General features: G+C 67.3%; 20 protein-coding genes and 1 pseudogene. 12 read left to right on the top strand and 9 right to left on the bottom strand.

Annotated features, from left to right (window positions below):
- Window positions 1-174: 174 nt before the first annotated feature.
- Window positions 175-1,338, top strand: coding sequence for an acyl-CoA dehydrogenase family protein (locus ACUXVE_RS04070; RefSeq protein ID WP_093820839.1), 1,164 nt, complete (start codon window positions 175-177; stop codon window positions 1,336-1,338).
- A 302-nt stretch (window positions 1,339-1,640) separates the two neighbouring features.
- Here ACUXVE_RS04070 and ACUXVE_RS04075 read toward each other — a convergent pair whose 3' ends face one another.
- Window positions 1,641-2,120, bottom strand: coding sequence for a tRNA (cytidine(34)-2'-O)-methyltransferase (locus ACUXVE_RS04075; RefSeq protein WP_032978095.1), 480 nt, complete (start codon window positions 2,118-2,120; stop codon window positions 1,641-1,643).
- A gap of 70 nt (window positions 2,121-2,190) precedes the next feature.
- Window positions 2,191-2,667 (bottom strand): hypothetical protein, encoded by a 477-nt coding sequence (locus tag ACUXVE_RS04080; protein WP_025875859.1) that lies wholly within the window; start codon window positions 2,665-2,667, stop codon window positions 2,191-2,193.
- Window positions 2,668-3,072: 405 nt separating this feature from the next.
- Between ACUXVE_RS04080 and ACUXVE_RS04085 the strand changes: the two genes are divergently transcribed.
- The 4 genes from ACUXVE_RS04085 (at window position 3,073) to ACUXVE_RS04100 (ending at window position 8,569) form a co-directional block, all read left to right on the top strand.
- Window positions 3,073-5,922 (top strand): M16 family metallopeptidase, encoded by a 2,850-nt coding sequence (locus tag ACUXVE_RS04085; protein ID WP_222391054.1) that lies wholly within the window; start codon window positions 3,073-3,075, stop codon window positions 5,920-5,922.
- A 195-nt stretch (window positions 5,923-6,117) separates the two neighbouring features.
- Window positions 6,118-6,435, top strand: coding sequence for a DUF4156 domain-containing protein (locus tag ACUXVE_RS04090; protein ID WP_445513884.1), 318 nt, complete (start codon window positions 6,118-6,120; stop codon window positions 6,433-6,435).
- Between the two features lie 102 nt (window positions 6,436-6,537).
- Window positions 6,538-7,554: a 3-oxoacyl-ACP synthase III gene (locus ACUXVE_RS04095; protein ID WP_093820830.1), complete on the top strand. Its 1,017-nt coding sequence runs from the start codon at window positions 6,538-6,540 to the stop codon at window positions 7,552-7,554.
- Between the two features lie 124 nt (window positions 7,555-7,678).
- The gene (locus tag ACUXVE_RS04100; RefSeq protein WP_445513885.1) at window positions 7,679-8,569 is read left to right on the top strand and encodes an alpha/beta fold hydrolase; all 891 of its coding nucleotides are present in this window, start codon (window positions 7,679-7,681) and stop codon (window positions 8,567-8,569) included.
- 117 nt (window positions 8,570-8,686) lie between these two features.
- On the opposite strand, the gene ACUXVE_RS04105 is transcribed toward ACUXVE_RS04100, so the two are convergent.
- Window positions 8,687-9,112, bottom strand: a complete 426-nt coding sequence (locus tag ACUXVE_RS04105) for a YkgJ family cysteine cluster protein (RefSeq protein ID WP_025875849.1) — start codon at window positions 9,110-9,112, stop codon at window positions 8,687-8,689.
- Between the two features lie 102 nt (window positions 9,113-9,214).
- On the opposite strand from ACUXVE_RS04105, the gene oleC reads away from it, so the two are divergent.
- The 3 genes from oleC to ACUXVE_RS04120 all read left to right on the top strand — a co-directional run bounded on the left by oleC (window position 9,215) and on the right by ACUXVE_RS04120 (window position 12,133).
- Window positions 9,215-10,873, top strand: coding sequence for an olefin beta-lactone synthetase (oleC, locus tag ACUXVE_RS04110; protein WP_445513886.1), 1,659 nt, complete (start codon window positions 9,215-9,217; stop codon window positions 10,871-10,873).
- The gene (gene oleD, locus ACUXVE_RS04115; protein WP_025875844.1) at window positions 10,870-11,856 is read left to right on the top strand and encodes a 2-alkyl-3-oxoalkanoate reductase; all 987 of its coding nucleotides are present in this window, start codon (window positions 10,870-10,872) and stop codon (window positions 11,854-11,856) included. The genes oleC and oleD overlap by 4 nt, the downstream gene beginning before the upstream one ends.
- 121 nt (window positions 11,857-11,977) lie before the next feature.
- Window positions 11,978-12,133 carry a DUF1328 domain-containing protein gene (locus tag ACUXVE_RS04120; protein WP_025875842.1) on the top strand — a complete coding sequence of 52 codons (156 nt, stop codon included), beginning with the start codon at window positions 11,978-11,980 and terminating at the stop codon, window positions 12,131-12,133.
- 85 nt (window positions 12,134-12,218) lie between these two features.
- Here ACUXVE_RS04120 and ddlA read toward each other — a convergent pair whose 3' ends face one another.
- The gene (gene ddlA, locus ACUXVE_RS04125) at window positions 12,219-13,316 is read right to left on the bottom strand and encodes a D-alanine--D-alanine ligase (protein ID WP_445513887.1); all 1,098 of its coding nucleotides are present in this window, start codon (window positions 13,314-13,316) and stop codon (window positions 12,219-12,221) included.
- A 334-nt stretch (window positions 13,317-13,650) separates the two neighbouring features.
- Between ddlA and ACUXVE_RS04130 the strand changes: the two genes are divergently transcribed.
- Window positions 13,651-14,286, top strand: a complete 636-nt coding sequence (locus ACUXVE_RS04130; protein WP_025875838.1) for a ubiquinone biosynthesis accessory factor UbiJ — start codon at window positions 13,651-13,653, stop codon at window positions 14,284-14,286.
- The gene (ubiB, locus tag ACUXVE_RS04135) at window positions 14,283-15,938 is read left to right on the top strand and encodes a ubiquinone biosynthesis regulatory protein kinase UbiB (protein WP_222387970.1); all 1,656 of its coding nucleotides are present in this window, start codon (window positions 14,283-14,285) and stop codon (window positions 15,936-15,938) included. The genes ACUXVE_RS04130 and ubiB overlap by 4 nt, the downstream gene beginning before the upstream one ends.
- 50 nt (window positions 15,939-15,988) lie before the next feature.
- Here ubiB and ACUXVE_RS04140 read toward each other — a convergent pair whose 3' ends face one another.
- The 4 genes from ACUXVE_RS04140 to ACUXVE_RS04155 are packed head-to-tail and all read right to left on the bottom strand — an operon-like array spanning window position 15,989 to window position 19,122.
- Window positions 15,989-16,774 carry a YaiO family outer membrane beta-barrel protein gene (locus ACUXVE_RS04140; protein WP_222387969.1) on the bottom strand — a complete coding sequence of 262 codons (786 nt, stop codon included), beginning with the start codon at window positions 16,772-16,774 and terminating at the stop codon, window positions 15,989-15,991.
- Between the two features lie 5 nt (window positions 16,775-16,779).
- Entirely contained in the window at window positions 16,780-17,385 is a 606-nt protein-coding gene (locus ACUXVE_RS04145; protein WP_222387968.1) for an acetyltransferase, read from the bottom strand.
- On the bottom strand, window positions 17,372-18,511 hold the full coding sequence (locus tag ACUXVE_RS04150) for a glycosyltransferase (protein WP_445513888.1): 1,140 nt from the start codon (window positions 18,509-18,511) through the stop codon (window positions 17,372-17,374). The genes ACUXVE_RS04145 and ACUXVE_RS04150 overlap by 14 nt, the downstream gene beginning before the upstream one ends.
- Complete coding sequence (locus ACUXVE_RS04155) at window positions 18,511-19,122, bottom strand: PIG-L deacetylase family protein (protein WP_093820905.1); 612 nt, start codon at window positions 19,120-19,122, stop codon at window positions 18,511-18,513. The genes ACUXVE_RS04150 and ACUXVE_RS04155 overlap by 1 nt, the downstream gene beginning before the upstream one ends.
- 309 nt (window positions 19,123-19,431) lie before the next feature.
- On the opposite strand from ACUXVE_RS04155, the gene ACUXVE_RS04160 reads away from it, so the two are divergent.
- Together ACUXVE_RS04160 and ACUXVE_RS04165 are read left to right on the top strand one after the other, a co-directional pair.
- Window positions 19,432-20,013 (top strand): O-methyltransferase, encoded by a 582-nt coding sequence (locus tag ACUXVE_RS04160; protein WP_222391052.1) that lies wholly within the window; start codon window positions 19,432-19,434, stop codon window positions 20,011-20,013.
- 146 nt (window positions 20,014-20,159) lie between these two features.
- The gene (locus ACUXVE_RS04165; protein ID WP_445513889.1) at window positions 20,160-20,897 is read left to right on the top strand and encodes a pseudouridine synthase; all 738 of its coding nucleotides are present in this window, start codon (window positions 20,160-20,162) and stop codon (window positions 20,895-20,897) included.
- Between the two features lie 84 nt (window positions 20,898-20,981).
- On the opposite strand, the pseudogene ACUXVE_RS04170 reads toward ACUXVE_RS04165, so the two are convergent.
- Window positions 20,982-21,089 (bottom strand): annotated as a pseudogene (locus tag ACUXVE_RS04170) (DUF2059 domain-containing protein); the annotation flags it as partial.
- Window positions 21,090-21,283: the final 194 nt, after the last annotated feature.

Consider the following 21,283-nt stretch of genomic DNA (forward strand, 5'->3'; position numbering starts at 1 on the left):
CCGATGTTCACATCGCAATTGCTGCAATGCAGCGTAATGCGCGTGGTCTGGCAGGTGCCAAGCTTGGTTGGCGTGAGCGGAAACACCAGCGCCGACCAGGGTCGGCCTCTACCCGCACACCAACGCCGCCCGGATGGCCGACAATGGCGGCAGTCCCGACTGCGTGTGAGTGCCATGGCTTTGGATCCGTACGACCTGTTCGATGTCCGTTCCCTGCTCAGCGAGGAAGAGCGCGCGGTACAGGAGAGCGTGGCCCGCTTCACCAACGAGCGCGTGCTGCCGATCATCGGTGATGCCTTCGACCAGGCACGGTTCCCGTCGGAACTGGTGCCGGAGATCGCCGCGCTTGGGCTGCTCGGCGCCACGCTGCCGGCCGAGTACGGCGGCGGCGACCTTGGCGCGGTCAGTTACGGGCTGATCTGCCAGGAGCTGGAGCGCGGCGATTCGGGCCTGCGCAGCTTCGTGTCGGTGCAGAGCTCGCTGTGCATGTACCCGATCTTTGCCTACGGCAGCGAAGAACAGCGGCGGCAATGGCTGCCGGCGATGGCGCGCGGCGAATTGATCGGCTGCTTCGGCCTGACCGAGGCACACGGCGGTTCCGACCCGGCCAGCATGAAGACCCGCGCGGTGCGCGATGGCAGCGACTGGCGCATCAACGGCAGCAAGATGTGGATCACCAGCGGACCGGTGGCCGACCTGGCCATCGTCTGGGCACAGACCGAAGACGGCATCCAGGGCTTCGTGCTGGAGAAGGGCATGCCCGGCTTCACCACGCAGGAGATCAAGCACAAGATGAGCCTGCGCGCGTCGCTGACCGGCGCGCTGTTCTTCGACGACGTGCGCGTGCCCGACAGCCACCGCCTGCCGAACGTGAAGGGGCTGAAGGGGCCGCTGGGCTGCCTGACCCAGGCGCGTTTCGGCATCAGCTGGGGCCCGATCGGCTCGGCCATCGCCTGCCTGGATGAAGCGCTGGGGTATGCCAAGGAGCGCGTGCTGTTCGGCCGTCCGCTGGCTGCCACGCAGAGCGCGCAGATCAAGCTGGCCGACATGGCCCGGCGCATCACCATGGCGCAGCTGCTGGCGTTGCAGCTGGGCCGACTGAAGGAAGCCGGGCAGGTGCAACCGCAGCAGGTCAGCCTGGCCAAGTGGAACAACTGCCGCATGGCCATCGACATCGCCCGCGAGTGTCGCGATCTGCTGGGTGGGGCCGGTATCACCACCGAGCACGTGGCGATCCGCCATGCGCTGAACCTGGAATCGGTGATCACCTATGAAGGCACCGAGACCGTGCACCAGCTGGTGATCGGCCGCGAGCTGACCGGCATCAACGCGTTCTGAGCGGGGCGGGGAACACAGCCATCCACGCATGGCGTGGATCTACTGAGCGGCTGTTGGGTCCGTCTTGAAGCGAGCCGAGGACCGCAGGTCCGGCGGGGGCGAAGAGGCGCGGGTGTCTGAGCGCAGCGAGTTCCGCGCCGTCCCCCGGCGGGCCGAGGAGCGCAGGGTACCGGTGCGCAGCACCGGCTCGCGGATGGCGGCGCGTTTCTTTTGGTTACTTTTCTTTCCGCGCGGAAAGAAAAGTAACGCCCATGAACGCATGCGCCCGCCACAGCAATCAGGCGGAAGAGAGACGCGTGGCGTTACGCCCCGCCGGCAAACCCATGCTGGCGCCACGCCTCGTACATCACCACCGCAACGGTGTTGGACAGGTTGAGGCTACGGTTGTCCGGCCGCATCGGCAGGCGCAGCCGGCGACCATCGGGCAGGGCATCCAGTACGTCCTGCGGCAGGCCACGACTTTCCGGGCCGAACAGGAATGCATCACCGTCGTCGAACGCCACGCTGTCATAGCGGACGCTGGCACGCGTACTCAGGGCGAACAACCGCTTCGGTGCGATCCGCGCCAGCGCAGTGTCCAGGTCCGGATGCACCTGCAGGCGCGAGTACTCGTGGTAGTCCAGGCCGGCGCGCTTGAGCTGCTTGTCTTCCAGTGCGAAGCCGAGCGGCTCGACGAGGTGCAGCTGCGCGCCGGTGTTGGCGCAGAGCCGGATCACATTGCCGGTGTTGGGCGGGATTTCCGGTTGGAACAGGATCACGTGGAACTGGGGCGCGGCATTCATCGGCGCAGTGTACCTGCGACGGCGGCCGCCTTTACGACGCACGCCCCGCGCGGGGCAGGGCGGACGTCGCTTACGGGCGCAGCAGGACCTGGGCGGTTTCGGCAGCGAAGGCCTGCAGCTGGGCGGCGCTCGGACGCACCTGCAGGGCCGGCAGGTTGACGATCACCTGGTTGGCGACGCTGGTGGCGGCCGCTGCCAGGGTGGCGGCGTAGCGCTGGGCTTCCTGCTCGGCAGCCAGGGCGACACGCTGCTCCAGGCTCGGGCGCACTTCAACCGAGGCCAGGGTGGTGATCGGCAGCGCGGCGGCGACCGGGCTGGCGATGAAGCCGTCGCGCTCGGCCAGCTGGTCGACGCTGGGGCGCACTTCGACAGTGGCCAGGGTCGGGATGCCGCTGGCCTGTTCCCAGGCCTGCTGGACCAGCTGGTCGGCGGCCGGGCGGACCTGCACGGTGGACAGGGTCTTGATGGATTCGGAGGCCTGCACCGACGAAACAACCGCGGTGCCGGCGATCAGGGCGATGGCGATGGCAATGGTCTTGGCGTTCATGACGGGGCCTGTTTAGTGTTGGTGAGCAGTGGTGTGGTAGTAAGGTAGAACACCAGTTCTGGGGATGCAAGCAGAATTTTCGATTTCCTGCTGTTGTTCAGTCTTCAGTCAGCTTTTGTCTGAAGCCCTTCCTGGCGCAGGAAGTACAAAGCAATCCCCGTGCCAACTTTTAGTCGTTGATCCATAAGGGTTTTATGGCTCTCCGAAAGTGTCCGCAGGGCGGACACCTGTCCATTCGGGGGGCTGCGGACACTGTCCGGACGTGAATCAGCGCCGTTCGTGACCCGGGAACGGCCAATCACGAAGGCCGAGGGGGCCGATCACCCCCAGTGACTGGTGGCCGATACCGGTGGCTGCACGCCCGCGCTAGGATCGGGATTCACCTTCGTGACCAAGGACCTGGATATGTCGCTCACCCTGCGCCCGCGCGCCGCGCTGCTCGCTGTTGCCCTCAGTACTGCCCTCGGCACGCTCGCGCCGACCTACGCGCTGGCGGCCAAGCCGGCCGCGACCAGCAAGGTCGATATCCCGTTCGAGCAGTTCACCCTGCCCAACGGCCTGCGCGTGGTGGTGCATACCGATCGCAAGGCACCGATCGTTGCGGTCAACATCTGGTACCACGTCGGCAGCAAGGACGAGCCCGCCGGTCGCACCGGCTTCGCGCATCTGTTTGAACACCTGATGTTCCAGAGCAGCGAGAACCACGACGGCGAGTACTTCGAACCCTTCAAGCAGGTGGGTGCGACCGGCCAGAACGGCACCACCAATACCGACCGCACCAACTATTTCGAGAACGTGCCGACCACCGCGCTGGACATGGCCTTGTGGATGGAATCGGACCGCATGGGCCATCTGGTGGGTGCGATCGACCAGGCTGCGCTCGACGAACAGCGTGGCGTGGTGCAGAACGAGAAGCGCCAGGGCGAAAACCAGCCCTATGGCCAGGTGTGGGAACAGCTCAACCGCGCGCTGTATCCGGTGGGCCACCCGTACCACCACAGCGTGATCGGCTCGATGAACGATCTCAACGCCGCCTCGCTGGACGACGTCAAGACCTGGTTCCGCACCTGGTACGGCCCGAACAACGCGGTACTGGTGCTGGCCGGTGACATTGATCTGGCCACCGCCAAGGAAAAAGCCGCCAGGTACTTCGGCAGCATCCCGGCCGGCCCGACCATGGCGCAGCCGAAGGTGGACGTGGCCAAGCGGCCGGCCGACACCCGCGAGGTGATGACCGACAAGGTGCCGCAGGCACGCATCTACCGCGCCTGGAACGTGGCGCAGGTCGGCACCACCGACGTCGACCAGCTGCAGCTGCTGGCCTATGTGCTCGGCGGCGCCAAGTCTTCGCGCCTGAGCCAGCGCCTGCAGCACCAGGACAAGCTGGTGGACAACATCAGCGCCGGCGCCTACGCCTCGCAGCTGGGTTCCAACTTCATGGTGATGGCCACGGTGAAGCAGGGCCAGGATCCGGCCAAGGTCGAAAAGATCATCGATGAGGAAATCGAGCGCCTGCTCAAGGAGGGCCCGACCGCCGAAGAACTGGCACGCGCCAAGACCGGCTCGCGCGCGGCGTTCATCCGCGGCATCGAGCGCATCGGTGGCTTCGGTGGCAAGGCCGATGCGCTGGCCGAGTGCACGGTCTACACCGGCGACCCGGGCTGCTTCCGCACCTCGCTGGCCAACATCGACAAGGCCACCGCTGCCGACCTCAAGCGCCTGGGCGCGCAGTGGCTGGACAAGGGCAGCCACACCCTGGTGGTCGAGCCGGGTGAACGCGTGGCGCTGAAGGAAGATCCCACGCAGGCGCCGAAGCCGTTCACCGTGCCGGCGGTCGACAGCCGGTACAGCACCCTGCCCGAGCAGGTGGACCGCAAGGCAGGCGTGCCGCAGACCCGCGAGTTCCCGCAGCTGAAGTTCCCGGCCCTGCAGCGCGCCACGCTGAAGAACGGCACCCAGGTGGTGCTGGCCGAGCGCCACGAGATTCCGGTGGTGCAGTTCAGCTACCAGTTCCCGGGTGGCTTCACCGCCGACCAGGGCCGCAAGCCGGGCACCGCCAACTTCACCATGAACCTGATGACCGAAGGCGCCGGCAAGCTCGGCTCGCTGGCCTTCGCCGATGCAGCCGATGCGCTGGGTGCCAGCCTGGACGCCGGTGCCGGCCTGGATTCGGTGACCGTCGACATGTCGGCCCTGAAGGAGAACCTGGTGCCATCGCTGGCCCTGTACCGCGATCTGCTGCGCGAGCCGCGCTTCGAGCAGAGCGAGATCGACCGGGTCAAGGCGACCTGGATCGCTGGCATCCAGCAGGAGAAGGTCAACCCGAACGCAGTGGCCATGCGCGTGCTGCCGCCGCTGCTGTACGGCAAGGGCCACCCGTACGCGATCCCGTTCACCGGCAGCGGTGACGAGGCGGCGATCCGCACCCTGGGCCGCGAGGACCTGGTCGACTTCCACCGCGACTGGCTGCGCCCGCAGGACGGCACCCTGATCGTGGTTGGCGATACCACCCTGGCCGAGATCGTGCCGCTGCTGGACAAGCAGCTGGGCGACTGGAAGGCCACCGGTGATGCGCCGACGATCAAGGCCACCACTGCGGTGGCGCTGCCGAAGAGCCCGCGCGTGTTCCTGATCGACCAGCCGGGCGCGGTGCAGGCCAACCTGTTCGCCGGCCAGGTCGTGCCGCCGTCCAGCGACGCCAGCTCGACCCGCTTCGACATCGCCAACGGCGTGATCGGTGGTGACTTCACTTCGCGCCTGAACATGAACCTGCGCGAGGACAAGCACTGGTCCTACGGCGCCCGCACCAGCGCCAGCAACACCGTGGGCCAGCGCCCGTGGATGGCGATGGCACCGGTGCAGATCGACAAGACCGGCCCGGCCATGGCGGAAATGCGCAAGGAGATCGCCGAGTTCGCCAACGGCAGCAAGCCGGCGACCGACGCGGAAGTGGCGCGCATCCGCAACATCCAGACGCTGAGCCTGCCCGGCGCCTACGAGACCGCCAGCGCGGTGGCCTCGACCATCGGCACGATCGTGCAGTTCAAGCGTCCGGACGACTACGTGCTGCGCCGCAAGGCCGAGATCGAAGCGATGACCCCGGCACAGGTGCAGCAGGCGGCTGCGGAGATCAAGCCGCAGGCGCTGACCTGGGTGGTGGTGGGTGACCTCAAGCAGACCGAAGCGGCCGTGCGCGCCTTGAACCTGGGCGAAGTGACCGTGATCGATGCCGAAGGCAACCCGGTCAAGAAGTAAGGGATGTGCCTGCCCGCTCCGGCGGGCAGGCACCTGCCGGTAGCGCCGGGCCGTGCCCGGCGAGCGCGCAGCGCGGCATCTGGACGCCTTCGAAGAACCGCCGGGCATGGCCCGGCGCCACCGCAGCCTTCTTCGGCTATCCCTGATTCAGACGGTTCAGGCACACTCCTGACATTCCCTTCCAGGATCCTGCCCATGCGCGTTCTGCTGCTGTCGTCCCTGTTGCTCACCGTCACCGCCTGCACCTGGGTGCCGATCGAACCGGCCGGCAAGGCGACCCGCGTGCTGCCGGCAGGCCCGGTACCGGCCGGCTGCATCTCCAAGGGCGAAGTGGTGGTGACCGTGAAGAGCAAGGTCGCCTTCTACAACCGCAACCCGCTGCGCGTGCAGGAAGAGCTGGAAACCCTGGCCCGCAACGAGGCCCCGACCACCGGCGCCAATGCCGTGCAGGCTGCTGCGGCCCCTGCCGATGGCAGCCAGCGCTTCGCCGCCTTCCAGTGCCCGCCGCGCTGAATCCTTCACCATACGGCCAAGGCTGAATTCGTAAAGATGCGGTGAAGGCCCGGGGGGTTATAGAATAGCGCCCCCTTTGCCTGAGCCTTGGCGCTAACCTCGATGCTCTTCAAGAATGTCTCGATTGCCGGCCTGGCTCACGTTGATGCGCCGCACACGCTGACGACCAAGGAAATCAACGAACGCCTGCAGCCGACCCTGGATCGCCTTGGTATCCGTACCGACGTCCTCGGCGACATCGCCGGCATCCACGCGCGCCGCCTGTGGGACAACGGTGTCCTGGCGTCCGATGCGGCCACCATGGCTGGCCGCAAGGCGCTGGAAGACGCAGGCATCGATGCGACGCAGGTGGGCCTGTTGGTCAACACCTCGGTCAGCCGTGACTACCTGGAGCCGTCCACCGCTTCCATCGTGTCCGGCAACCTCGGTGTCAGCGACGAGTGCATGACCTTCGACGTCGCCAATGCCTGCCTGGCCTTCATCAACGGCATGGACATCGCTGCGCGCATGCTTGAGCGCGGTGAGATCGACTATGCGCTGGTGGTGGATGGCGAGACCGCCAACCTGGTGTACGAAAAGACCCTGGAGCGGATGACCGCGCCGGACGTCACCGCCGACGACTTCCGCAACGAGCTGGCGGCGCTGACCACCGGTTCCGGTGCAGCCGCGATGGTGATGGCCCGTTCGGAGCTGGTGCCCGACGCGCCGCGCTACAAGGGTGGTGTGACCCGCTCGGCCACCGAGTGGAACCAGCTGTGCCTGGGCAACCTGGACCGCATGGTCACCGACACCCGCATGCTGCTGATCGAGGGCATCAAGCTGGCCCAGAAGACCTTCACCGCCGCCAAGATCGCGCTGGGCTGGGCCGTGGAAGAGCTGGACCAGTTCGTCATCCACCAGGTCAGCCAGCCGCACACCGCGGCGTTCATCAAGAATTTCGGCATCGACCCGAAGAAGGTCATGACCATCTTCGGCGAGCACGGCAACATCGGTCCGGCCTCGGTGCCGATCGTGCTGAGCAAGCTCAAGCAGCTGGGCAAGCTGAAGAAGGGCGACCGCATCGCGCTTCTGGGCATCGGCTCGGGCCTGAACTGCTCGATGGCCGAAGTGGTCTGGTAAAAAGTCACCGTTGACCTGCTGCGCGCCGTCCGCACCTGCCAGCCAACCGCTCGCGACGGACAGCGATGATGTTTCCAAGTGTCCAAGGGCCGGTTCTACCGGCCCTTTCTACAGGTGCGATCCGATGTCCCAGCTTCCCGGTTACCCCACCCACCCGCAGCGTTTCGAGGTCCGCCCCGGCCTGTCGATGAACTATCTCGACGAAGGCCCGCGCGACGGCGAAGTGGTGGTGATGGTGCACGGCAACCCGTCGTGGAGCTATTACTGGCGCACGCTGGTGGCCGGCCTGTCGGACAGGTACCGCTGCATCGTGCCCGACCATATCGGCATGGGCCTGTCGGACAAGCCCGACGACAGCCGCTACGCGTACACGCTGCAGTCGCGGGTGGATGATCTGGATGCGCTGCTGAAGCATCTGGGCATCACCGGCCCGGTGACGCTGGCCGTGCACGACTGGGGCGGCATGATCGGCTTCGGCTGGGCGCTGTCGCACCACGACCAGGTCAAGCGCCTGGTGGTGCTCAACACCGCCGCGTTCCCGATGCCGGCGGCCAAGAAGATGCCGTGGCAGATCGCGCTGGGCCGGCACTGGAAGATCGGCGAGTGGATCATCCGCACCTTCAATGCGTTCTCCTCCGGTGCGTCGTGGCTGGGCGTGGAGCGGAAGATGCCGGCCGATGTGCGCCGCGCTTACGTGTCGCCGTACAACAGCTACGCCAACCGCATCAGCACCATCCGCTTCATGCAGGATATTCCGCTGTCGCCGGCCGACAACGCGTGGTCATTGCTGGAGCGCGCCGGCAAGGCGCTGCCGTCGTTCGCCGATCGTCCGGTCTTCCTCGGCTGGGGCCTGCGTGATTTCGTGTTCGACCACCACTTCCTGAAGGGCTTCCAGGCAGCGTTGCCGAAGGCGCAGGTGCATGCCTTCGAGGATGCCGGCCACTACGTGCTGGAAGACAAGCATGAAGTGCTGGTGCCGGAGATCCGGGCGTTCCTGGACAAGAACCCGATCTGAAGAGTGTGCCGACCAACGGTCGGCACCCACCGGGAGAGTGAACGGGTGGGTGCCGACCGTTGGTCGGCACGCCCGGGGAAGGGATGGGTGGGTGCCGACCGTTGGTCGGCACGCATGTCATGCCGCGATCGGCGCCTGTGGCGAGGGGCTGTTGCCGTTGTCGTCCGGGTGGTCGTCGTCGTTGTCCGCACCGTCGCGCCAGCGCCAGTCGGCCAGGGTCAGCGGATCCAGCCCATAGGCGATGCGGGCCTTGTCGCACTGCGGGCTGGCCTTGCCGTATTCCCACGATGCATCCACCTCGCGGCACACGCTGGGGCGGTTGGGGTGGATCGTGCAGCGCGAATAGACGCCGATCTGCGCGTCCAGCGCCACGCAGCGCACCGGCTTGGAATGGGTGCCGCGCATGCACAGGCGGTGCGGGTCGAGCACCTCGGTGAGCTGGTGTGGCACGCCGCCGGGGGTGACCTCGTCCGATTCCATCCAGTGGAAGGCCACGCGGTACTGGGTGCAGCAGGCGCCGCAGGTCATGCAGGGATGTTGCATGGGCAAGCCGCCTCGGGCGGCATCGGGAAAGGGACGAGGATGCGGATTTTCCACGCTGGCGGCCGCCGCGCAAGAAATTCCGTAAGCGGCGACAATGAACGGATGAACCGATCCTGCAACATCGCCGCGCGGCTGCCCGAGCTGGCGCGTGAACGCCCCGACCAGATCGCCATCCGCTGCCCCGGGCGCCGCGGCGCCGGCAACGGCATGGCCGCCTACGACGTGACCCTGGACTACCGCCAGCTGGACGCCCGCAGCGATGCGATGGCGGCCGGCCTGGCCGGTTACGGCATCGGCCGCGGGGTGCGCACGGTGGTGATGGTGCGGCCGTCGCCGGAGTTCTTCCTGTTGATGTTCGCCCTGTTCAAGCTGGGCGCGGTGCCGGTGCTGGTCGATCCGGGCATCGACAAGCGCGCGCTGAAACAATGCCTGGACGAGGCACGGCCACAGGCCTTCATCGGCATCCCGCTGGCCCACGTGGCGCGGCTGGCGCTGCGCTGGGCGCCTTCGGCGACCCGCCTGGTGACGGTCGGCCGCCGCCTGGGCTGGGGTGGTACCACGCTGGCCGCGCTGGAGCGTGCCGGCGCCAACAGCGGCCCGATGCTGGCCGACACCGATGGCGAAGACACGGCGGCGATCCTGTTCACCAGCGGCTCCACCGGCGTGCCCAAGGGCGTGGTTTACCGCCACCGCCACTTCGTCGGCCAGATCGAGCTGCTGGGCAGCGCCTTCGGAATGGAGGCGGGTGGGGTGGACCTGCCGACCTTCCCGCCGTTTGCGCTGTTCGATCCGGCACTGGGCCTGACCTCGGTGATTCCGGACATGGATCCGACCCGGCCGGCCCAGGCCGACCCGGCGCGCCTGCATGACGCCATCCAGCGTTTTGGCGTGACCCAGCTGTTCGGCTCGCCCGCGCTGATGCGGGTGCTGGCGCGGCACGGGCGGCCGTTGCCGACGGTGACCCGGGTGACCTCGGCCGGTGCGCCGGTGCCGCCGGACGTGGTCGCTACCATCCGCAGCCTGCTGCCGGCCGATGCCCAGTTCTGGACACCGTATGGCGCCACCGAGTGCCTGCCGGTGGCGGTGGTCGAGGGTCGCGAGCTGGAGCGTACGCGCGCGGCCACCGAGGCCGGTGCTGGCACCTGCGTCGGCAGCGTGGTCGCACCGAACGAGGTGCGCATCATCGCCATCGATGATGCGCCGCTGCCGGACTGGTCGCAGGCGCGCGTACTGGCCGTGGACGAGATCGGTGAGATCACCGTGGCCGGACCGACCGCCACCGACAGTTATTTCAACCGTCCGCAGGCGACGGCGGCGGCGAAGATCAGCGAAACCCTGTCCGATGGCAGCGTCCGCATCGTGCATCGCATGGGCGATGTCGGCTACTTCGATGCGCAGGGACGGCTGTGGTTCTGTGGCCGCAAGACCCATCGCGTGGAAACCGCCCACGGACCGCTGTACACCGAACAGGTCGAGCCGGTGTTCAACACCGTACCCGGCGTGGCACGCACGGCGCTGGTGGGTGTCGGCGCGGCCGGTGCGCAGGTGCCGGTGCTGTGCGTGGAGCTGCAGCGTGGCCAGTCCGACAGCCCTGCTCTGCGCGAGGCGCTGCATGCCACGGCCGCTGCGCGTCTGCCCGAGATGAAGCTGGACCACGTGCTGATGCATCCGGCGTTCCCCGTCGATATCCGTCACAACGCCAAGATCGGCCGCGAGAAGCTCGCCGTCTGGGCCCGCGCCGAACTGGAGAAGCGCGCATGAAGATCCTGGTCACCGGTGGTGGTGGTTTCCTTGGCCAGGCGCTGTGCCGTGGCCTGGTCGAACGTGGCCACCAGGTGCTGGCATTCAACCGCAGCCACTACCCGCAACTGCAGGCGCTGGGCGTGGGCCAGATCCGCGGTGACCTGGCCGATCCGCAGGCGGTGCTGCATGCGGTGGCCGGCGTCGATGCGGTGTTCCACAACGGCGCCAAGGCGGGTGCGTGGGGCAGCTATGACAGCTACCACCAGGCCAACGTGGTCGGCACCGACAACGTCATCGCCGCCTGCCGCGCGCATGGCATCGGCAGGCTGGTCTATACCTCCACGCCCAGCGTGACCCACCGCGCAACGCACCCGGTGGAAGGACTGGGTGCGGACGAAGTGCCGTATGGCGAGGATTTCCAGGCGCCGTACGCGGCGACCAAGGCGATTGCCGAACAGCGCGTGCTGGCGGCCAATGACGCGACCCTGGCAACCGTGGCGTTGCGTCCGCGGTTGATCTGGGGCCCGGGCGACCAGCAGCTGGTGCCACGCCTGGCCGATCGTGCACGCGCTGGCCGTTTGCGCCTGGTGGGCGACGGCAACAACAAGGTCGATACCACGTACATCGACAACGCCGCGCTGGCCCATTTCCTCGCCTTCGAGGCGCTGGCACCGGGCGCTGCGTGCGCCGGCAAGGCGTACTTCATTTCCAATGGCGAGCCGCTGCCGATGCGCGAGCTGGTCAACAAGCTGCTGCAGGCGGTGGGCGCTCCAACCGTGGACAAGGCGATCAGCTTCAAGACGGCGTATCGGATCGGCGCGATCTGCGAGCGGCTGTGGCCGCTGCTGCGCCTGCGTGGCGAGCCGCCGCTGACGCGCTTCCTGGCCGAGCAGCTGTGCACGCCGCACTGGTACAGCATGGAGCCGGCGCGCCGCGATTTCGGCTACGTGCCGCAGGTCAGCATCGAAGAAGGGCTGCGACGACTGAAGGCCGCATCATGACGGCGGCATCACCGCGCTGAAGCCTTCATTACGCGCAGAGATCGCCATCACCGGTTGCACACCGGCAGATGCGCAGGATGGACACAACGCCACCCACGGCCGACCACCTGCGAGGAGCACCATGCTGCATTACGCCGTCATCTTCTTTGTCATCGCCATCATCGCCGCCGTGCTCGGTTTCTCCGGCATCGCCGGTGCCGCCAGCAACATCGCCTGGATCCTGTTCGTGGTGTTCCTGGTGCTGGCTGTGATCTCGATGTTCCGCAAGCGCACATGACCGCTTGAACAGTCGCGCCGGCCGCTGGCCGGCAACCTCGATTACCCGGGGTTGCCGACCGGCGGCCGGTACTGCCGAAGCGCGGTCAGCGCACCGCGCTGTGCAATCGGCGATCGGCGTCGTGCCGTTCCATCGCCAGTTCGATCAGGCGCGTGATCAGCGCCGTGTAGTCCACGCCACTGGCGCCCCACAGCTTCGGATACATGCTGATGCGGGTGAAGCCGGGCAGCGTGTTGACCTCGTTGATGACGATCCGGCCATCCGCGGTCAGGAACACATCCACGCGCGCCATGCCGGCGCATTCCAGCACCTGATACGCCTGAAGCGCGATGTCCTGGATACGCGCCTGCGTCGCCGCGTCGATCGCGGCCGGCACCACCACGTCGGCGCCATCTTCGTTGATGTACTTGGTGTCGTAGGCGTAGAACTCGTCGTGCAGCACCACCTCGCCACAGATGCTGGCCTGCGGCCGCTCGTTGCCGAGCACCGCGCATTCGATCTCGCGGCCGACCACGGCCGATTCCACCAGAACCTTGTGGTCGTAGCGCAGCGCAGTCTGCAATGCCTCGGCGAAACCGTCGGCGTCCTTGACCTTGCTCACGCCCACCGATGAGCCCTGGTTGGCCGGCTTCACGAACAGCGGCAGGCCGAGTGCCGCGATCAGGGCATCGACATCGACCGTATCGGCTTCATGGCGGCGGATGCAGACCCACGGCGCCACCTGCAGGCCGGCATCGCGCAGCAGGCGCTTGGTTACATCCTTGTCCATGGCTACCGCCGAACCCAGTACCGGCGAGCCGACGAAGGGCAGGTTGGCCATGCGCAGCAGGCCCTGCAGCGCACCGTCCTCGCCCAGCGGGCCGTGCACGATCGGCAGCACCACATCGATCTGCCCCAGCGCGCTGCCCGCATCGGTCGGCTGCAGCTGAGCCTGCTCGGTGCCGGGCAGAACCGCCAGCGCGGTGCCGGAGGGATGCAGGGCGATGCGCGCCGGATCCTCGGCATTGAGCAGGAAGGTGTCCGGCTGGCTCAGGTGCCACTGTCCCTGCTTGTCGATGCCGATCAACACCGGTTCGAAGCGCTCGCGGTCGAGTGCGTCGAGAATGTTCTTCGCCGACTGCAGCGAAACTTCGTGTTCGGAAGACCTGCCACCGAAGATGATGCCAACCCGTGTCCGTGCCATGGAAATGCGATGTCCTGTGCGTTGCGTGGCTCCATAGCATGAACCTTCATCGGCCTTCCGCGTGAGGCACAGATGAACCAGGAATCCCTTCGCACGCGTCAATTGCGCATGCCCCTGATCTACCGTGTCGACCAAGGTCGACACCTACCAACCGACTGAGGTTGCCGGCCAGCGGCCGGCACTACCGCAAGCACCATGGCTACCGGACACACCCCGCCTCCCCACGGAATGCCCGCTGTTGCGGTTGCTCCGGCTTTTGATGTTGCCGTTGCGTCTGCGGGTGCCGGGCGGCAGCCTGGCCCAAGCCCCCCACCCGCGCAGGTAGAATGCGCACATGGCTCTTTCCCTGCTCAAGTCCCTCAAGCCGGTCGCTGGCCGTGCCCTGCAGATCGCCCTGAACCGCGCACTGGCGCTGGATCCGGATACCCGCCACGCCCTGGCCAGCCTCGACGGTCGCCATATCGACCTGACCCTGGACGCGCCGCCGCTGGCAATGCGCATCAGCGTCGACGGCGACCAGTTGCGTGTCGGCCCGGTGGATGCGCAGGAAGCCGACCTGGCCGTGCGCAGCAGCCTGGCCGGCGTGCTGGCACAGCTGCCGCTGCTGGCGCGTGCCCGCCAGGGCGCTGACAACGGCAAGGGCCGCGTGCGCGTGGCCGGCGATGCCGAGCTGGCGCGGCGCCTGCAGCAGCTGGCCAAGGGCTTCGATCCGGACTGGCAGCAGCCGTTCGTCAGCGTGTTCGGCGACGTGCTGGGCGTGCAGGTGGCCAACACCCTGCGCAGCGCCCTGCAGCATGCCCGCCAGGGCGCGATCGACCTCGCCCACAGCGCCGCTGAATTCATCACCGAGGAATCGCGCGACGTGGTGCCACGTGCCGAGCTGGATGCCTTCCACGATGACGTGGACGTGCTGCGCGACGATGTCGAGCGCCTCGGCGCACGCGTGCAGCGCCTGCGGGGTGCCGCATGAAGGCGCTGCTGCGGGCCAGCCGCATCGGCCGGGTGATCCTGCGTTACCGCCTCGACGACCTGCTGCAGGGCACCCCGGCCGAGCGCTGGCTGCGCCTGGCCAAGCCGTTCGTTCCGCGCGCATCGGCCGCCATCGCGGCACAGTCGCGGGGTGCACGCCTGCGCCTGGCGCTGCAGGACCTGGGGCCGATCTTCGTCAAGTTCGGGCAGATCCTGTCCACCCGCCGCGACCTGGTGCCGCCGGACGTGGCCAATGAGCTGACCCTGCTGCAGGACCGGGTCAAGCCCTTCGACGGCGAGACCGCACGCCGCATCGTCGAGGAAGCGCTGGGCCTGCCGGTCAGCGAAGCCTTCGCCAGTTTCGATACCGAGCCACTGGCCTCGGCGTCGATCGCACAGGTGCACGCGGCCACCCTGGCCGACGGCCGCCAGGTGGTGGTCAAGGTGCTGCGCCCGGGCATCGAAAAGCAGATCGACGCCGACATCGCCCTGCTCAACTCGCTGGCGACGCTGGTCGAGCGCACCCATCCGCGCGCCGACAAGATCCGCCCGCGCGAAGTGGTGGCCGAGGTGGAGAACACCCTGGCGGCCGAGCTGGACCTGCAGCGCGAAGGCGCCAATGCCAGCGTGCTGCGCCGTTTCTGGGAGAACTCCGACGACCTGTACGTACCGGAAGTGATCTGGAGCCATACCGCCGAACGCGCGCTGACCCTGGAGCGGGTATGGGGCATTCCTTCCGACGACATCGCCGCGCTGGACAAGGCCGGCATCGACCGCAAGGCGCTGGCCGCCAAGGGCGTGCGGGTGTTCTACACCCAGGTGTTCCGCGACAACTTCTTCCATGCCGACGCGCACGCCGGCAACATCTGGGTCGACATCGATCCGATGCGCCGCGACAACCCGCGTTTCATCGCGCTGGACTTCGGCATCATGGGCCAGCTCTCGCAGGAAGATCAGTACTACCTGGCCGAGAACTTCATGGCCATCTTCAACCGCGACTACCGCCGCATCGCCGAACTGCACGTGCAGGCGCGCTGGATGCCCGACAACGTGCGCATTGATGATCTGGAAGCGGCGGTGCGTTCGGTGTGCGAGCCGTACTTCACCCGCCCGCTGTCGCAGATCTCGCTGGCCGAAGTGCTGATGAAGCTGTTCCGCGTGGCCCAACGCTACCAGCTGACCCTGCAGCCGCAGTTGATCCTGCTGCAGAAGACCCTGCTCAACATCGAAGGCGTCGGCCGCCAGCTGGACCCGCAGATCGACATCTGGGCCGTGGCCAAGCCGGTGCTGGCGAAGATCCTGCGCGAGCGCTACAGCCCGCGCCGCGTAGTGCGCGAGATCGGCAAGCGCCTGCCGGAAATCATGACCCATGCGCCGGACATGCCGCGCCTGGTGCACGCCTGGCTGACCCAGCAGGTGGAAGGTCGCCATGAACTGGCGATGCGCTCGCGCGATCTGGTTGCGCTGGACGCCAGCGTGCAGCGCCTGCAGAAGCATGCGGTCGGTGCGATCACCGGCGTCGGCCTGCTGGCGATCGCCGCGTTGATGTACGTGCTGCAGCCGCCGGGCTGGTACTGGGGCGACCTGCCGGCGTGGAGCTGGGTGTCCGGTGCGGTCGGAGCGTTCGCATTGGCGCGTGCGTGGTGGCGATGACGGCCACCTGCTGAAGCAGCGACGACAGCGGACCGTCGTCGCCGACCGGCTTACCAGCGGTAGCCCAGCCCCACCTGCGAATGCAGGCTCTGGAAACGATCCAGGCGCGTCTTGTGCCAGGTCTTGCCCAGCCCGACGTCGAGCACCAGGTGCTCTCCCAGCGGCTGGCTGCGGCGCAGGAACACGCGCTTGGCATCGTGCTCGCGCAGCAGCAGCGGGTCGGCCTCGGCGGTGTAGCCCGAGGTGCCGGTGCCCAGCCACAGCTGGGTCGAGCCATGGCCATGGCTGTCCTTCAGGCGAAGTGAGATGGTGCTGCCGTGGCCATCAGGACCATTGGATTGGCGATGGCGCTCATGCTTGACCGATGCCGTCACTCGCGGGAAGTAGTGGGAAGCACCGATCGACCAACCGCTGACGTAACTGCTGCCGTGGTATTCGGCGTACTTGCCGCCCACGCTCAGCACGGTCCTGCTGGCCACCGTCCACAGAATGTCCTGCTTGATCTGGCGGTTGACGAAGACCGGATCGTCGTTGGAAGCCATCAGCGATGTACGGGTGGCGAAGGAGGCCGACCAGTCGTGGTGCAGTGAACCCTGTGCGCGGTTTCCGCTGTAGCGGGCGGTGCCGTAGTCGCGCTCGCCGTGGGCCAGGCCCAGGTGCCAGCGACTGGTGCCCGCGCGACCGGCTACATCCATCGTCTGCACGTCGCGCTTGCCGAAGCCTTCGTTGTATTCGGTGTGGTCCAGCTGCAGGGAAACGCGGTCGACGCCGGCGTGGGCGCTGGCGGCGGCCAGCAGCAGGACGCACGGTAGTGCGCCATGGGTGATGAATCGCATGGTGATTACTCCAGGGGTTGGGAATGCAGGTGTTGCAGCAGGCGATAGCGGCCTGCGGGCAGATTCCGTTCCACGGTGATCCGCGGACCGAACTGGCTGCCCGGCGCGATGATGCGACCGGGCAGGATGATCACGCCGACACCCAGCGCCGCACCTGCGCCGATCCACGCGCCAAGCTTGTCGCGCTGGCTGTTGATGACCTGGCCGTCGACATGCACGTCGATCGAAGCACCGTCGAGGCGGTGGTTGCTGGTGCGCACGAGGGCGCCAAGATAGGCGTCGTCGTCGATGCGGCTGTCGCCGATGAAGCACTGCGGACCGATGCTGACCCGACGGCCGACCACGGTATTCTTGAGCTCGCTGCAGAAGCCGATACGGGTGTCGTCACCGATGCACAGCGGGCCGCGCAGCAGCACGTGGTTGCCGATCAGGCAGTCGCGCCCGATCGACACCGGACCCTGGATATGGGCGCCATCACAGATGCGGCTGCCGGCGCCGACATGCACCGCGCCACGCATCGTGGCCCGTGGTGAGATGTCCGCGCGCGGATCGAGGTCGGGTTGCAGCAGTGCGAGTGCGCCCGCCATTGCCTCCAGGTCATTCCACCACATGCGGATACCTCGTCGGCTTGTCGCGCGCGGGCTCGCGGCCAGTGACCAGTCCCTTCAGTCCATGGACCAGCCAGACCGCATAGGCCAGCAGCACATACAGCACCGAGAACGCTGCGGCCGGCACCAGCCAGGGACGCCGGTGGTGCACGGCACTGACCAGCCCCAGCGCCATCACGATGCAGATCCACACCAGCGGCACCACCGCCACCACCAGGCCAGCCGGGCCGTGCACCCTGGCGGCGCCAAATCCCACCTGCAGCCCAGCGGCGATCCCCACCAGCGCCAGCAGGATCATCGGCAGGATGCTGAAGAGCCCGAAGCGGGTCAGCAGCAACCGCCGATGCAGGCGCATGCACACCGCGTAGCCGACGATCCAGCGCCGCCAGCGGCGCCATTCCTCCACCAACGTGCTGCATTCCTGCGGGTACACCACGCAGCGGATGCTTTGCCGTACCCGGTAACCCTGGGCCACCAGAGACCAGGACATGTCCAGGTCTTCGACGCGGGTGCGGTCGGAAAAACCCACCTTCCGCAGCACGCTGGTGCGGAACAGCCCACAGGAACCGGAGACGATGAACGGCGCTCCGCCCAGCCACTGCTGGAAGCTGCGCTTGATGACGATCATCGGCAGCTTCAGGCTGGCCCGCACGTGTGGAAGAAAGCCGGCGCCCTGCAGGCAGGACGATGGCACGCCACCCACTGCGTCGGCGCCCCGTTCGATTTCCGCCAGCAGGTGCCCCAGGCCGGTACTGCGTGGATCGACGCGGGTGTCAGCATCGGTCAGGAACACCTGGGCGGTGGTCACATGCTGCAGCCCGTGCATCAGCGCTCCGCCCTTGCCGGTGTTGGCCTGGTGCACGGCAAGCAGGCGGCCTGGCCACTGCAGCTGCAGCGTGTCCAGTACCTGCGCGGTGGAATCGGTGGAACCATCGTTCACGCAGATAACCCGTGCGATGTACGGGTTGTGCAGCAGATCGGTGAGCGAACGCTGCAGGCACGGTGCTTCGTTGTAGGCCGGCACGATCGCATCGATGCTGCGCAGCTGCCCGCTGGGCCTGCGCGTTGCGTGGACCAGCAGGCGCACGACGATGAAGGCACACATCGCCAGGAACAGCAGGGTCTTCATCACAGCACCAGCCGATGGGGCAGGAAGCCCTCGCTGGGGCCGATGCCCACCTGTTGGCCGCGGAACTGGGCATGGCAGCGCAGATGGCTTTCCTGCATGTAATGGCGATCACCCTGGCTGGCGTGTTCGCGCAGCGCACGGATCTTCAGTTCCAGCTGCACGCTGATGTCTTCAAACACCTGGGGCGCGAACTGCGGCAGCGTGCTCGGGCTTTCGTAGCACAGGATCTGCGGGACGCTGCGACAGGCGACGATCGAAGCTTCATGGACGGTGCGATGGTCCTGATGATGGTCTTCGCCGCACATCGTGTAGACGCGCTGTGGCCGAATGGCCGCGCACGCCTGCTCCAGCGAACCGATGATGGCGTTGCGGCAGGAGGGAAAACAGGTGTCCGGGAAATCGTGCTGCAGCACCTGCCGGACACCAAGCTGCCGCAGCGCGCGATGTGATTCGTCGCTGCGGTCGGCACCATCGTGGCAGCCGCGGCCACCCCGGCTCAGCACCAGGGCATGGATGCGGGCGCCGGCGAAGGCGAGCTTGGCCAGGCTGCCGCCACAGCCCAGTTCGATGTCATCAGGGTGGGCGCCGATTGCCAGGATGTCGTGGGCCATGGCCATGTCCTTGCGGGAAATCCAGGGGGAGCGCGGCAGAGGTGTTGAACGCACTGCTGCGGGCGCGGACTATCGCAATGGCCAGATGGAACAGGGCCTAGGAACATTACGAAAACCGGCCGAGGCGCGGCGCAGGCCTTGCCGCGCAACAACGTGGCGGGCAGCGGGATTGGCCGCCGTTGATTGGCGAAGGCGTCCGGGCAGGCCGATGACGTCAGTACGTCGATGCGGACGCGCGCCGTGGAAGCAGCGAGAATGGTGCTGGTGCATCGCCATCCGGTGTTTGCCCACAGCGCGGAGAGCGAGCCGATGGACCTGGATGCACTGAAGGATGAACTGGCCCGCTTCGGCGCCCACAACGATGCGAACGAAACCGAGCGCGGCCGGCGCATGCTCAACATCACCGCCGACACCGGTGAACTGCTGTCGGTGCTGGTGCGTTTCGGCAACGCCCGCCGCGTGCTGGAGATCGGTACGTCCAACGGTTATTCCACGCTGTGGCTGGCCGAAGCAGCGGCCGCGATCGATGGCCAGGTGACCACGCTGGAGTTCGCTGCCGACAAGGTGGCGATGGCCCGCGCGAATTTCGCCCGCAGTGGATTGGGCGAGCGCATCAACCTGGTCCACGGTGATGCCGGGCAGTGGCTGGCGCAGGCCGCGCAGGGCTGCATCGACCTGCTGTTCCTGGATTCGGATCGCGGGCAGTACGCGGGCTGGTGGCCGCAGCTGCGTCGGGTACTGCGCCCCGGCGGCCTGCTGGTGGTCGACAACGCCACCACGCATGCCGATGAGATGGCGCCGCTGCGCGCCCTGCTGGCCGCCGACGCGGCGTTCACCACCAGCCTGGTGCCGGTGGGCAATGGCGAACTGCTGGCGCTGCGCAATACCTGACCGGGCGCCATCCCGGTAGCGCGGGTCGCTGGCCTGGTGCGGTAGTGCCGGCCGCTGGCCGGCAACCGCAGCCATCGGGCGACCTCGACGTTGCCGGCCAGCGGCCGGCACTACCCTATTCAGCGTGTCATCCGGATAATCGCGCGGTGAGTACCGAACCTGACACCCTCGCTGCGGTCGAGACTGAAACCGCGCCCCTGCAGCTGCTGCACCTGGATGAACGGCTGGCCGTGGTCAACAAGCCGGCCGGGCTGATGGTCCATGACAGCAAGCTGGCCCGTGGCGAAGATGATTTCCTCGCCGATCGCCTGCGCGAGCAGCTGGGCCGGCCGATCTTCCTGGTCCATCGCCTGGATCGCGCCACCAGCGGCTGCCTGTTGCTGGCCTTCGACCGTGATGCGGCCAGTGCGCTGGGCAAGTCGTTGATGGGCGGCGAGGTGAGCAAGGATTACCTGGCCATCTGCCGCGGCTGGCCGGCCGAGGAGGCCTGGCAGGTCGACCACGATCTGGACGGTGGTCCCGGCAAGCCGGTGAAGAAGCCGGCGGTCACCGACTTCCAGCGCCTGGCTACCGGCGAACTGTCGGTACCGGTGGGCGAGTTCACCAGCTCGCGCTATGCGCTGCTGCGTTGCCAGCCGCTGACCGGGCGCTTCCGGCAGATCCGTCGCCATCTCAAGCACCTGTCACATCACCTGATCGGCGATACCAGCCATGGTGATGGCCGGCACAACCGCAACTTCCGCATGCAGGGTGTGCACCGCATGCTGCTGCACGCCGAGCGCCTGCGCTTTCCGCATCCGGATGGCGGCACGGTGGAGGTGCGCGCGCCGGTCGACGGTGAATTCCAGAAGGCGCTGGATCTTTTCGGTTGGCAGGTGCCGTAGCGGTAGCGCCGGGCCCTGCCCGGCGGCTTCTGCGATGAAACGGCCGCGCTTCGCGCTCGCCGGGCATGGCCCGGCGCTACCGCCTCACTTCTTTTCCGGCTCGTTGACGATCGCTTCCAGATCCTTCTGCAGATCGGCGAACAGCGGCTGCATGCGCGTCTGGATCGCCACCATCACATTCTGCATCAAGGCGCTGGACCTGTTCGGTTGGCAGGTGCCGTAGCGGTAGCGCCGGGCCCTGCCCGGCGGCTTCGGCGATGAAACGGCCGCGCTTCGCGCTCGCCGGGCATGGCCCGGCGCTACCGCCTTACTTCTTTTCCGGCTCGTTGACGATCGCTTCCAGATCCTTCTGCAGATCGGCGAACAGCGGCTGCATGCGCGTCTGG

It is taken from the genome of Stenotrophomonas sp. 3(2025), from assembly GCF_052665395.1.